Raw genomic sequence first — 13,623 nt, forward strand, 5'->3', positions numbered from 1 at the left:
CAAATGCTCGCCATAGCCAAGCTATGGCTGCGCTTTGCGCCTAGATCAGGCGCCTTTTGACGTGCTGCTCGGACACGTTCGAAATACTCTCAGCCTCTCACCTCGAGCGTGAGACCGTCCACGCGCGTGACGCGCACGCGCTGGTGGGGTTGCAGGGGCTGTGTGGCATGCACGCGCCAGCGTTCTCCGCCGACTGACGCCCAGCCCTCGACGCCGTCGAATTCGATGACTTCGCCAGATGCGCCGAGAAGGAGCGGCGTGCCGCTAACCACCGGCCGTCGGCGCGCCTTGGCGGCCATCACGGCGATGCCGATGACGAAGGCGGCAGACACTAATGTCAGGCTGGCGATCAAGGCGCGTGGAATTCCCAGGCCCGGGATGTCGGTGTCAAGCAGCAGCAGCGCACCAAAGGCGAACGCGGCGACCCCTCCCGCGCCAAGCACCCCATAGCTCGGGATGAAGGCCTCTGCGACGAAGAAGGCGATGCCCAGCAGAATCAGCGCGAGGCCCGCGTAATTGATGGGCAGCATCTGCAGTCCCCACAGGGCCAGCAGCAGGCACACGCCGCCGATCACACCAGGCGCTACGGTTCCGGGATTCATGAACTCGAAGAGCAGTCCGTAGATGCCGATCATCATCAGGACCAGCGCGAGGCTTGGGTCGCTGATCACCGCGAGCAGGCGGCCATGCCAATCAAGTTCGATGGCAATGACGTCGGCCTGCGCCGTGGCGAGCTTGACGCTGCCGCGCGTATCGCCCAGAGGCACCGCGCGGCCGTCGACTTGGCGCAAGAGGTCCTTCACGTCGACGGCGATGAGATCGATGACCTTGCGCGAGAGTGCATCGTTTGCGGGCAGGCTCACTGCTTCGCGCACCGCCTGTTCGGCCCATGCGACGTCTCGGCCACGCAGTTGCGCGAGGCCGCGTATGTAGGCGGTGGCATCGTTGATTCGCTTGGCGGCAAGTGTGTCGTGGCCCGGCGCGGAAGCAGACGCCCCGCTGGCTGGACGGTTGGCAGGCTCCGCACCTCCGCCGGGCGAGGGCAGCCCTACCGCGATCGGCGTCGCGGCGCCGAGGTTGGTGGCCGGCGCCATTGCTGCGATGTGCGTCGCATAAAGGATGTAGGTGCCGGCGCTTGCGGCGCGCGAGCCCTGAGGCGACACGAAGCCGGCCACCGGCACCGGCGAAGCGAGGATTTCCTTGATGATGCTGCGCATGGCGGTGTCCAGTCCGCCCGGCGTGTCCATTTGCAGCACGACGAGTTGCGCGTGTTCGCGCGCGGCCCGCTCCAGCGCGCGCTTGACGTGATCGGCGGTGGCTGGTCCGATGGCGCCGTCGATGCGCAGCACGAATACCGGCGATACGGTTGCAGCCGCGATCGCGCGCGGGCCGGCGAATGCCGCGAGCAGTGCGAGAGCACACAACAAGAAGATGCCGCGTCTCATGTGAGAAGCGTACACCGCAACCGCGTGGAGTGGGTCAATGCCACTGCTTGGCCAACTCGTCATTGATAGGTGCGTCGAATTCACAGACACGAACTGCGCGCCAATTCAGCGCGTTGCGAGGTGTCACATCTGCAACTCGCGCCCCCACAAAAAACCCCGCGCCTGCATTGCTACCCATTTCGAACTCGTCGACACTGGCCGGCCTTTCCCGCTGCTGCATAGATCAGCGTTCCCATGCCCTCACATGCTCCTACCTTTGTCCACCTGTTGCGAGAGTGCAGTTCCGATCACGAGAGTTTTCATCTTTACCTGGACGGATGGGGTGGGCAGCAGCGCCTGAGTCATGCTGAATTGCTGAATGAGGCCGCGCGCTTGGGCCAGGGCATGCTCTCAGCTGGTCTTCAGCGCGGGGACAGGGTTGCCTTGATGTTGCCCATGGCTCGCCAGTTCTGCTCCAGCATTCTGGGAGCACTGCTGGCGGGCGTGGTGCCCGTACCCATGAGCCCTCCCATGACCATCGGGAGGATGAACAGCTGGAGCAGCACCGCGGCAGCGATCCTTCGCCATTGCGGTGCGCGGCTGCTGCTTGCCGATGAAGAGCTTCGCCACGCGATCGTGCCGCTGGCCGCACAGGCGCCAGATCTGGAAGGCATGACGTCCCCACAGGCATTGCTGCAGCAGGCAGCGCAACGCGGCCCCGTCGACCTTCCGGAGCCGAACGATTTCGACTCCGAGGACCTGGCATTGTTGCAATACACCTCCGGCAGCACCTCGGCCCCCAAGGGAGTGCGAATCAGCCATCGCAATCTCATCGCCAATGCGCAAGCCATCATGGCTGACGGCTTGCAGGCGGACCGCAGCGATCGCGCGCTGTCTTGGTTGCCGCTGTTCCATGACATGGGTCTCATCGGCTTCGTGTTTGCTCCGTTCATCACGCACTCCAGCGCGATCTTCATGCCGACCGTGGCATTCCTGCGTGAGCCCCGCTCGTGGTTACGCGCGCTATGCGAGCAGCGAGCCACGATCACGTTTGCGCCGAACTTCGCATACGCACTGACCGCGAAACGAGGGCGTGCGGAAGAGATTTCGCTAGCCAGCGTTCGGGTCTGGGGGTGCGGGGCCGAACCCATCCATGCCCCGTCGCTTCTGGAGTTTGCCCGCACCTTCGAGCCCAGCGGCATGCGCGGAGAAGGGCTGTTTCCCTGCTATGGACTGGCAGAGGCCACGCTCGCGGTGAGTTTTCCGATGCTGGACGAGGGGCTCCTCAGCGAACGCATTGATGCGGATGAACGTGAGCTTCGGGGGTGTGCCGTACCCGCCGCAGACGGCATCGAGGTGGTCGCGTGCGGCCGGCCATTGCCGGGCTACGAATTGCACATCGTCGACGACCAGGGGCGGCCCCGCGCGGACCGTCAGATCGGGGAGATCGTGCTGCGGGGGCCTTGCGTTTCAACCGGCTACCACGAGGGAGATTCGTTCGAACACGGATTGCATACCGGCGACCTTGGCTACCTTGCTTGCGGTCGCCTCTACGTCACCGGCCGAAAGAAGGACCTGCTCATCATCAACGGCCGCAACGTCGATCCCCATCACGTGGAGCATTTGGTCGGCACACTGCCCGGGGTTCGCCAAGGCCATGTCGTGGCCTTCACTCGTTCAGGGACGGCGACTGAGGAACTGGTGGTGGCAGCCGAAGCCCGGACGCAAGATCCAAAGAAGCTCATGCAGGAGATCAAACGCAATGTGCAGGCCGAACTGGGCATCGCCCTTTCAGACTGCGTGCTCCTGTCCTCGGGACAAATCAGCAAGACTTCCAGCGGCAAGTTGCAACGTGCGCGGACGCGCCAGCAGTATCTGGAGGGAACCCTGTCGAACAGACACGCCAACCACGAATACCCCCGGTCCTCGGAAGTGAACATGTCCTGAGAGACTCGCGCGCAGGCGCATCCAGGTCCCAGGTTCGAACGCACGCAGCCGGACCAGTTTTTTTGGGGCATCCAAATGGCAGATGCGCAAAAATTGACGATTCAGCATCTTGAACAGTGGTTCGTTACCCGCATCGCCGGTGCACTGGAGATCGCTCCGGAAGAGGTGGACATCGATGCGCCCTTGTCCGACCACGGCATTGATTCCCTGTCCGCCCTGACCATGACCGGTGAATTGGAGAAGATGCTGGAGCGGAAGTTGCCGGCCACGTTGTTCTGGGAATACCCGACCATCGCGCGCCTTTCCAAGCAGCTAGCACGCGGCTGACGCCTCATGCAGGAAGACAACATCCGCGGTACGGAAGCGGAGCGGGCGTTGCTGCGCTTGCAAAGATGCACCGCCATTCCGACGCTTGTGTTGCCCCTGGCCGGCGCCGTCGCGGCCGTCTGGCGCTTGGCACAGGCTCCCGCGTGGGCGTGGGCCATGTGCTTTGCGCTGTACACGGTCTCCATGCTGGGCATCACCGTGGGCTACCACCGCCTGTTCACGCACCGATCCTTCGAAGCCGATGGATGGCTGCGGGGCTGCCTGGCCATCATGGGCTGCCTTGCGGCCGAAGGACCGCCGGCCTTCTGGGTGGCAACGCATCGAAGGCATCACCAGCACGCCGAGTCTGACCAGGACCCGCACTCACCGCATGCACCGCAGCGGGGATGGCGTGGTTTTTGGCATGCCCATGCCGGCTGGATGATGACCGTGCCGCCAGCAGCCCCCTTGCACTACGCGCCTGACCTGTTGCGTGACCGGCTCGTGGCTTGGGTGGGTCGGCACTACCTGCTCTTCGTGGGGTTGGGTATTGTGCTGCCCGCGGCAGCGGGAGCCTTGATCGGTGGTGCCTCGGGCGCACTCGACGGGCTGATCTTCGGCGGTTTGCTGCGGATGTTTCTCGTGCAGCACGTCACATGGAGCATCAACTCGGTCTGCCATCTCTGGGGCAGCCAACCTCACAGGGCCAAGGGCGCAAGTCGCAACCATGCAGTGCTCGGGTTGCTGGCCTTTGGCGAAGGCTGGCACAACAACCACCATGCTGCTGCCGCATCCGCACGGCATGGCTGGCACTGGTGGCAAATCGATTTTTCATGGGGATTCATCAGGCTGCTTCGCGCATTCGGTTTGGCGCGCAACGTGCGCTTGGCCGATCCCGCCAAATCTCAGCCGAACCGACAAAATCATGAATACCGAACTTGAGCAGATACTGGCCCGCGCCAAGCGGCAACAGCGACAAAACAGCAGCCGGGTACAACGTCTCATTTCCCTGCTCGATCTCACGCCGCCGCTGGACGAACAGGCGTTGCGCGACGCAGTGCAAGAGGAACTGCGCGACCAGCACCACATGTTGGTATCGGCACTTTCATGCGTGCAACACAGCGAGCCGGCGTTGCTGCTCTTGCAGCAGCATGCTGACGACATTCCGGCGCAAGCGCTGCAGGACATGCTGCCAATGCTGCCCACTGACTGTCACGAGGCCGTCGGTGAAGGGGTGCGGCGCTACGAGCGTTTTCGCGAACGCGTGGGCTGGCTTCTGCAGCCAGATACCTTCGAGCAGGTGCAGGGCCTGGATCCCGTGCGCGACGCGACGCGGATCTACCACTACATCAGTTACGAATTCCGCGCCGAGCAGAAGCTGTTTGCCGTGCTGTTCGAAACCCGGCCGCTCGTGTTGCCGGCCAACGCGATGTTCTTCCACTCGACGGGCGAGTTCATCCACCGCGCCTTTCAGCGGATCAACGACACGGTGATGTTCTTCTCGAACATGCTGGAGTGGGGGCTGGAGAGCAAGCGCGGGCGTGAAGCCATCGCTCGCATCAACGCCATCCACGGCCGCTACGCTGCGCCCAACGACGCTTTCCGCTTCATTCTTGGCGGGTTGATGTTCGTGCCGGTGCTGTGGAACCGCAAGCTCAGTTGGCGCTGCTTCACGGAGGTCGAGCGGCTGGGCTGGTTCAACGCATTCTTGCAAATGGGCCGGGCCATGAATATCCGAGGCATCAGCGACGATTACGACACCGAGTTTGCATGGTGGCAGGAAATGTCCAGTTGCGCCGGGGGAACGACCGACGCCACTCAACGGGCATTCGTCGAGATCGTCATCCAGGTGCTGGCCACCTATCAAAGTGATCTCCGTATTCCCATACTCTCGGCCATCATCGCCGGCATGGACGATTGGCAACGGGAGGCCATGGACCTGCCGCCTGCACCGGAACCGGTGGTGGCCGAGGTGCGGCAGGTTCTCAAGGTGATAGGGCAGGCCAGCGCGGCCTTGCCGCGCACACCCTGGATCAGGAGTCTTCAGCCCTATCTCCTTTACAACAAGATCGACGACATCGGTGTTACCCAGCGTTCGGCCTTCCTGCCTGCGAAGCACACTGACACGCGCCCGGCGCCAGAGCGCTTGGCGCTCAACGGGGGCTTTCCCGAGGGACTGCTTCCACTGGTCGATGCCGGTGAAGTGCCACCGACCGAACTGCCCGAGGTGGGCCTGGAAGAGGTGGCAAGGCACAACCAGGCGCACGATGCCTGGATCGTGATCGATGGTGTGGTCTATGACGTGACCCGATTCCTGTATGAGCACCCCGGCGGCGCCCGTACCTTGCTGCCATGGCTGGGACGCGATGCGAGCGAGGCGTTTGCGCGTGTGGAACACAGCCGAGGGGCCGAAATTCTGATGGCCAATTTTCGAATTGCCCGAGTGCCAGGCGCCGCCGGCACCGCGCCTCCTTCACGTGGCCCACGGATTCGCCGGTCAAAACGAGCAGGGGACGGGAAGGCCTACACCGATGCCGATTTCTATGCCCTGGCCGATGCAATGCAAGCATGGATCCACGAGTTCGAGCAGCACCGTGGCGACAAGGAGCCCAACACAGGCTTCCCTATCAAGCTCCCGATGGATCCTCGTCCGTAGAACCACCACCTGCTTGAGGTCATTCTGATGAACCATACATGGAACGAGCCGGTGGCCATCGTGGGCATGTCGTGCCGGTTCGGCGGCGGCATGGACAGCCTGCAGAGCTACTGGAGCGGCTTGGTTGCCGGTGTCGACGCGGTGACGGAAACACCGCCCGAGCGCTGGGACGCGGCGCGGTGGTTCAGCACCAACCCGACCGAGCCCGGCAAGATCACCAGTTGGCATGGCAGTTGGTTGCAGGACGTCGACCGATTCGACCGCACACTGTTTCGAATCAGCCCTGCAGAAGCCCCAAGCATCGATCCGCAGTTGCGTTTGCTGCTGGAAGGCAGCTGGCACGCGATGGAGGACGCGGCTGTCCTGCCAGCTTCCCTGCGCGGCAAGGAAACGGGAGTATTCATGGGCATCAGCGGACATGAATACCAGGTGCGCACCTTTGGTGTGCCGGAGCGCATCGACAGCTTCAGCATGGTCGGAACGGCTCCAAGCACCATGGCCGGCCGGATCTCGTATGCATTCGGACTGAGCGGCCCCAATCTCGCGGTGGACACGGCCTGCTCCTCAGGCCTCACAGCGATCCATCTGGCTTGCCAGTCATTGCTGGCCGGAGAGTGCGACGTGGCATTGGCCGGCGCTGCCAACGTGCTGATTGAACCGGAGACGATGGTCTACTTCAGTCGCACGCGGCTGCTCTCGCCCAGTGGCCGAGCGCGTCCCTTTTCGTCGGAGGCAGACGGTTACGTGCGGGGCGAAGGCTGTGGCGTCGTGCTGCTCAAGCGACTCTCCGACGCGCTGCGCGAAGGAGACCGGATTCATGCAGTCGTGCGAGGTTGCGGTCTTGCCCAGGGGGAGCGCAACGGCCTGACCGCACCCAGCACACCAGGGCAGGAGGCAGCGATCCGCAAAGCACTGCAGCGGGCCGGCTTGCAGAGATCGGACATCGGCTACGTCGAGTGCCATGCCGTCGGGGCGCCTCTCGCCGATGCGCTCGAAGCGAACGTGTTGCGCCATTGCCTGACGGCTGAGGATCGGCAGCCCCTGCCTATCGGCTCCGTCAAGTCCAACTTGGGACATACCGAAAGCGCCTCGGGCTTGGCGGGCCTCATCAAGGTCGTGCTCTCGCTCAAGCATGGGCTGATTCCGGCCACGATCCATGTCGGACGGGCTGCCGATTGCATCGATCCGTCACGCCTGCATCTCGTCGACCGGCTGCAGCCTTGGAGCACACCTCGCATCGCGGGCGTCAGTGCGTTTGGCTTCGGCGGTACCAATGCGCATCTGATTGTCCAGGAGCCTCCACCACACCGTCCGCGCCAAGGTGCAGGCAAGTACCAGATCCTTACGTTGTCGGGCCAGGGCGAGCAGGCCCTGCGCGCGCAAGCCGGTGCCATCGCGAACTGGATAGCTGCCCATCCGGGGCAGGACTCTGCCGACCTTTGCTTCAGCCTATCCATCAGCCGCGCGATGCTCAGCCATCGGCTGGCAATGGTTTGGCGGGATACGCAGCAAACCGTCGCGGCATTGAGGGAGCTTGCGAACGGCGGGCAGCCGGCCCAGGTGCAGATGGCGCACGGACGACCCAAGCATGAGTCGTCGGCCAACTCTCCGGACTCGAGCCAAGCCGACGCTCTTGCAGCTTGGTACGTGGAAGGCGGGCAGCTCCGCCCGGAGCATCTGGCGGGTCAATGGACGGATGTTCCCGGTTATGCCTTCCAACGTGAACGGCATTGGTTGGACAGGCCCACGCAGCCATGGGTCGGCTCGTCTGCGCGTACCGACGTCGGACCCGAGTGCTCGCACTTGGCGGTGGACATCGTACGTGCAGAGGTTTGCCGCATCCTGAAGTGCAAGGACATCGGCGATGAAGTGCCACTCACGGAGGCAGGGCTGGACTCGCTCAGCGCCCTGGAGCTGCAGACGGCTCTGGAGATGCGGCTCGGTTGGCGTCTCCCGGCAGGCGCCGTGTGGCAGCGCGCCACCATCGGGGGGCTTCTGGAGCTGGGTTCACTCCATGCTCAAGCGGCAGGGAATCCCCCTGCGAACACGCTCGCTCCCTCTTCAGCCATCGGGAATCGCTCGTGTGCAGGAGAGCATGAGCCTCCGCTAGAGGTCGCAGCGGTGGTCAGCCTGCCCGCACGACTGCTCGAAGGCGCCCCCGCGCAGCTCCGGGCCTCGCTGCTGCGAGCCCCGCATCGCATGTTCACCATCGAAACGCAGCGGGGTCGCATTGGAGTCATCAGCGCGCCCATCATGGACCGCGAACTCCATGCCGATCCGAAGGCCACGCGAAGGGCCATCGAGCAGGCGTGCGCGCATGCGCAGGCCGCTGGTGCCAGGACAATTGCCCTGACCGGCCTGATTCCTTCGGCAACGCTTTACGGCCAGTCGTTGCAGCCGGCGCCTGTCGTGCTCACCACTGGGCACTCCACGACCATCGCATGTGTTGTTCACATGGTGCGCTCCATCGGCCCCGTACTCGGACGCAAGCTGAGTGCCGAGCGCATGGCCTTTCTCGGGTTGGGATCCATTGGCGAGGGGGTGGCCCGGTTATGCGCAGCCCGTCTGGAAGCTCCCGCCTCGCTGTTGCTGGTGGACGTACCAAGCCGGCGTACGCACCTGGAGGCGTTGAGCCATTCACTGAAGGCGTGGTGTCCCGACGTACAAATTGCATTGAGCGATGGCCACGCCCCTCGGCCGCTCTACGACTGCTCGCTGATCGTCAGCGCCACCAGCATGCCGGAAGTGGTCGAGGTTGCACGCCTGGCGCCCAGGACAATCGTGGTCGACGATTCCGCTCCCCATTGCTTATCGGTGGAGGACTCATGGCGACGCATGCGAACCACGGGCGATTTTCTGGTCACGGAGGCCGGCACGCTGACAGTGCCTGAACGGGTGCAATGCCAGCCTGGTCCCATCTGGGCTCAACGTGGCGATGCACGCTTCGCGGCAGGTGCTGCTTTGCTCAACCCAGCCCCGAACCTGCTGATGGGCTGTGTGTTCTCTAGCCTGTTGACACTGCGCGAAGGACTGGAGCCTGTGACCGGGTTGCCTACCCCAAGTCAGACTGCGGCCGCATGGGATTTGCTGGAGCGTCTTGGCGTCGGCGCTGCGCCCATGTCCCTGCAAGGCCAAGTCGTGCCGGATGAGATCCTGAGTCGGATGCGGGAGCTCGGCGCATCTGCGGATCGGGCGTGAAAGCCAGCCCTTTCAAGGTCTTTACACAGTCTGGTATTGCTCCCTCTCCCTCTGGGAGGGTTTGGGAGGGTTGGGGTGAGGGCCGTGGGCGGTGAATGAGGACATGGGGCTGCCATCGCCGCAGCCCCTCACCCAACCTCTCCCCAGAGGGGAGAGGAGCCAATGCACGACCTTGAAAGGGCTGCCTCTCAGCCTCTCAGCCTTGGTACGTCCTGCCAACACGATGAGCACGGCCAGCAACGAGCCTGCGGGAGGTCTTCGAAGGGGCGAAACTCAGAACTCGACGTTGTCGATCAAGCGAGTGTTCGCGAGCTTTGCTGCGCCGAGAGCCACCAGCGATTGATCCGCAGCATTCGGCGCAAGCAGATCGCTGCGGCGCCGGATGGTCAAATAGTCCACTGCCCAGCCCTTGACGTTCAGTTCATTCACCGCCTGTGTTTCCAGCTCGGGCAGGCGCGCCGGTGACGAACGAAAGCGTTGCGACAAATCGCGAAGCGCATTCACCAGCTCCGTCGCCTTGGCGCGATCCCCGTCGCTCAGATAAGCATTGCGCGATGACAAGGCCAGCCCGGTGTCGGCGCGGCAGGTCTCTCCCGACTCGATCCGAACAGACAGGGCAAATTGCTAGACCATCCGCCGGATGACCATCAACTGTTGATAGTCTTTCTTGCCGAACACCGCCACGCTCGGGCGCACGCAGCCGAATAGCTTCATCACCACCGTGCACACGCCGGTGAAGAAGCCCGGGCGGAAGTGGCCTTCGAGAATGCCTGCCAAGGCCGGGTCGGGCGTTACCTTGTAGCTCTGCGGCTGCGGATAAAGCTCCCGCTCGTCGGGTGCGAACAGGATGTCGCAGCCCGCGGAATCCAGCAGTTCGCAGTCGCGTGCCAGCGTGCGCGGGTAGCGGTCGAAATCTTCGTGCGGCGCGAACTGCAGGCGGTTCACGAAGATGCTTGCCACCACCGGCAGCCCGTGGTTGCGGGCTTGCCGGACGAGGCTCAGATGGCCTTCGTGCAGGTTGCCCATGGTCGGCACGAACGCGCAGGTGCCTGCTTCGGGCAGCAGGGCACGCAGGTCGGCGATGGTGTGAAGCGTTTTCATGATCAGTACCCGTGGAGTGCGTCATCCGGAAAACTGCGGGCCTTCACGTCGGCGACGAAGCGGCGCACCGCGGCCTCGATGGAAGGCTGGCCCTCCATGAAGTTTCGGACGAATCGCGGAAGCTTGCCTTGCGTGAGTCCGAGCATGTCGTGCAGCACAAGCACCTGGCCTGAGCATCCCTTTCCGGCACCGATGCCGATGACGGGAATCGACAGAGATTGCGTGACATCTTTTGCCACAGTGCTCGGCAGCAATTCGAGCACCAGCATCGAGGCTCCTGCGTCTTGCAGCTCGCGTGCATGACGTTTCAAGACGGCGGCAGCTTCATCGTTGCGGCCTTGCACGCGATAACCGCCCAAGGCATGCACCGACTGCGGCGTGAGGCCCAGGTGAGCGCACACCGGGACGCCGCGCTCCGTCAGGAAGCGCACCGTCTCGTTCGTCCAGCCGCCGCCTTCGAGCTTGACCATCTGCGCGCCGGACTGCATCAGCACCATGGCGCTCGCCATCGCCTGAGCCGGCGACTGTTGGTAGCTGCCAAAAGGCAGGTCGCCGATCAGCCACGCGTTATTGTTGCCGCGCACCACGCAGCGCAGGTGGTAGGCGGTTTCCTCGAGCGTGACCGGCAGGGTGCTGGTCTGGCCCTGCATCACCATGCCCAGCGAGTCGCCGACCAGCAGGCAATCGACCCCGGCGGCATCGAGCACGCGGGCGAAGGACGCGTCATAGCAGGTCAGCATCGCAATCGGCTCGCCTTGCGCGTGCATCTCGCGAATGCGGTGCAGGGTCAGCGTTTTGCGCTGCGTCACGCCGCTTGGCGCGCCGCCGTACACAGGTTGATCGCTCATTTCGTTTCCGCCGATTCTGTTGGGTGGGCTGCTGCCCACGTGTGCGTTGAGAGAGGCAGTCTTGCGTGTGCCCAAGCCCGCGCTACGCGGTGCGCATGCCCAGCTTGCCGAGCAACTCCTGGTCGGCTGTGACATCCGGGTTGCCCGTGGTCAGTAGCTTGTCGCCGTAGAAGATCGAATTGGCGCCCGCCAAGAAACACAAGGCCTGCACCGCTTCGCCCATTTGCTGGCGGCCGGCGGACAGGCGCACCATCGCGTCGGGCATTGTGATGCGCGCCGCTGCAATGGTGCGGACGAATTCGAAATGGTCGATCTTGTCCATGCCGTGAAGCGGCGTGCCTTCGACCTGTACCAGGTGGTTGATGGGCACTGACTCGGGGTAGGGTTCCATATTGGCCAGCTCTGCGATGAGCGCCGCACGCTGCGAGCGCGATTCGCCCATGCCCACAATGCCGCCGCAGCACACCTTGACGCCCGCCCCACGCACCTTCCGCAGCGTGTCGAGGCGGTCATCGAACTGCCGCGTGGTAATGATGTCGGCGTATTTGTCAGGTGCGCTGTCGATGTTGTGGTTGTAATAGTCGAGACCCGCGTCGCGCAGCGTCTCGGCATGGCCCACGTCGAGCATGCCCAGCGTGGCACAGGTTTCCAGGCCCAGCGCCTTCACCCCGCTCACCAGCTCGGCCACCTTCTCGATGTCACGATCCTTCGGCCCGCGCCATGCGGCGCCCATGCAGAAGCGCGTCGCACCGGCTTCCTTGGCGCGCTTGGCCGCGTCGAGCACGGCGTCGAGTTTCATCAGCGCAGTGGCTTCGACCGGCGTGTCGAAGTGAACCGACTGCGGGCAATACGCACAGTTCTCGGGGCAGCCGCCGGTCTTGATAGACAGCAGCGTGGACAGCTGCACTTCGCTCGGATTGAAGTGCTCGCGGTGCACCGACTGCGCGCGGAACATCAGCTCGTTGAACGGCAAGTCGAACAGCGCTTCGACATCTTCGGTGCGCCAGCGGACGACGGCAGAGCGAGCAGCGGGACGATGAAATTCAATGGGTGCTTGTTTCATTTGATACGCCGCCCGAAGCGGCTTTCAGGGTATTCGTAGGGGCGGGCTTCATAAGCCGCAATTGTCGTAATTTGACTGCCGATCAAGAGGGCTGATAGGCCAGCCGAACGTAAATCGGCGCGAACGCCTCGGCCTGTGTGATCTCCAGCAGCCGCTCGCGCGCTAGCTCCAGCATGGCAATAAAGGTGACCACCAGGACCGGCGTGCCACGCGTGACGTCGAAGAGTTCTTCGAACTCGACGAACTTGCGGCCCTGCAAGGTGCGCAGAACGATGCTCATGTGTTCGCGCACCGACAACTGCTCGCGGGTGATGGTGTGGTGCTGGTTGAGCTTCGCGCGGCGAAGAATGTCCTGCCAAGCCGCGCGAAGCTCGTCCGTGTGGACGTCCGGAAAACGTGGTGTGAGCGACTGTTCGATGACCACCTGCGCCCGCAGGAAGTCGCGGCCCAGCACGGGCAAACCGTCGAGCCTCGCCGCGGCCAGCTTGATCTGTTCGTACTCGATGAGCCGCCGCACAAGTTCGGCGCGCGGGTCTTCGGGTTCCTGCCCGTCCGGCGTCTTCTTGGGCGGCAGCAGCATGCGCGACTTGATCTCGATCAGCATCGCCGCCATCAAGAGGTATTCGCTCGCCAGTTCGAGGTTGGTCTTGCGGATTTGGTCGACGTAGGCCAGGTACTGGCGCGTCACATCGGCCAGCGGAATGTCGAGGATGTTGAAGTTCTGCTTGCGGATCAGGTACAGCAGCAGGTCCAGTGGCCCTTCGAAGGCTTCGAGAAAGACCTCGAGCGCATCCGGCGGGATGTACAGATCCTGCGGCATCGCAAACAAGGGCTCGCCATACAGGCGGGCCATGGCAACGCGGTCCACCGCTTGGGGCAGCACATCCGCAGGGGGCGGCGGCATGTCGGGTACCGGAAGTTCCGATGCCTCCAGGGCTTTCGCGGCGTCGCTCACGAGCAGCGTTCGGTGAATTGCAGGTCAGCCTCTCAGACCTTGGTCTGGTAGACGTACGGTTGCATTGGCACCTTGGCCTCGCCGAACTGGGCCTGCGCCTCGCGGTCGATGCGCTTGTCCCACAG

The 13,623-nt window shown here is 63.7% G+C and carries 10 protein-coding genes and 1 pseudogene; 5 read left to right on the forward strand and 6 right to left on the reverse strand.

Annotation, left to right across the window (positions count from 1 at the left end):
- Positions 1-89 precede the first annotated feature (89 nt).
- Complete coding sequence (locus AC30NL_RS07035) at positions 90-1,445, reverse strand: NfeD family protein (RefSeq protein WP_489463297.1); 1,356 nt, start codon at positions 1,443-1,445, stop codon at positions 90-92.
- A 234-nt stretch (positions 1,446-1,679) separates the two neighbouring features.
- On the opposite strand from AC30NL_RS07035, the gene AC30NL_RS07040 reads away from it, so the two are divergent.
- The 5 genes from AC30NL_RS07040 (at position 1,680) to AC30NL_RS07060 (ending at position 9,531) form a co-directional block, all read left to right on the forward strand.
- Complete coding sequence (locus AC30NL_RS07040; RefSeq protein WP_489463298.1) at positions 1,680-3,371, forward strand: fatty acyl-AMP ligase; 1,692 nt, start codon at positions 1,680-1,682, stop codon at positions 3,369-3,371.
- 75 nt (positions 3,372-3,446) lie between these two features.
- The gene (locus AC30NL_RS07045) at positions 3,447-3,698 is read left to right on the forward strand and encodes an acyl carrier protein (RefSeq protein WP_489463299.1); all 252 of its coding nucleotides are present in this window, start codon (positions 3,447-3,449) and stop codon (positions 3,696-3,698) included.
- Between the two features lie 6 nt (positions 3,699-3,704).
- The gene (locus tag AC30NL_RS07050) at positions 3,705-4,619 is read left to right on the forward strand and encodes an acyl-CoA desaturase (protein WP_489463300.1); all 915 of its coding nucleotides are present in this window, start codon (positions 3,705-3,707) and stop codon (positions 4,617-4,619) included.
- A complete protein-coding gene (locus AC30NL_RS07055) occupies positions 4,603-6,333 on the forward strand; it encodes a cytochrome b5 domain-containing protein (protein WP_489463301.1) in 1,731 nt (576 codons plus the stop codon). Before AC30NL_RS07050 ends, AC30NL_RS07055 begins: the two co-directional genes overlap by 17 nt.
- Before the next feature lie 27 nt (positions 6,334-6,360).
- The gene (locus AC30NL_RS07060) at positions 6,361-9,531 is read left to right on the forward strand and encodes a beta-ketoacyl synthase N-terminal-like domain-containing protein (protein WP_489463302.1); all 3,171 of its coding nucleotides are present in this window, start codon (positions 6,361-6,363) and stop codon (positions 9,529-9,531) included.
- A gap of 273 nt (positions 9,532-9,804) precedes the next feature.
- Here AC30NL_RS07060 and panC read toward each other — a convergent pair.
- From panC to AC30NL_RS07085, 5 genes and pseudogenes are all read right to left on the reverse strand, one after another.
- Positions 9,805-10,632: pseudogene (gene panC / locus AC30NL_RS07065) on the reverse strand (pantoate--beta-alanine ligase).
- A 2-nt stretch (positions 10,633-10,634) separates the two neighbouring features.
- Positions 10,635-11,480, reverse strand: a complete 846-nt coding sequence (gene panB / locus AC30NL_RS07070; protein ID WP_489463303.1) for a 3-methyl-2-oxobutanoate hydroxymethyltransferase — start codon at positions 11,478-11,480, stop codon at positions 10,635-10,637.
- 82 nt (positions 11,481-11,562) lie between these two features.
- Positions 11,563-12,543 carry a biotin synthase BioB gene (bioB, locus tag AC30NL_RS07075; protein ID WP_489463304.1) on the reverse strand — a complete coding sequence of 327 codons (981 nt, stop codon included), beginning with the start codon at positions 12,541-12,543 and terminating at the stop codon, positions 11,563-11,565.
- Positions 12,544-12,625: 82 nt separating this feature from the next.
- Complete coding sequence (locus tag AC30NL_RS07080; protein WP_489463305.1) at positions 12,626-13,447, reverse strand: segregation and condensation protein A; 822 nt, start codon at positions 13,445-13,447, stop codon at positions 12,626-12,628.
- 83 nt (positions 13,448-13,530) lie between these two features.
- Positions 13,531-13,623 carry a DUF3460 family protein gene (locus AC30NL_RS07085; RefSeq protein WP_489463306.1) on the reverse strand — a complete coding sequence of 31 codons (93 nt, stop codon included), beginning with the start codon at positions 13,621-13,623 and terminating at the stop codon, positions 13,531-13,533.

Origin of the sequence: Rhizobacter sp., from assembly GCA_021153565.1 — a bacterium.
In the GTDB taxonomy this organism is placed as follows: Bacteria; Pseudomonadota; Gammaproteobacteria; order Burkholderiales; family Burkholderiaceae_C; genus Albitalea.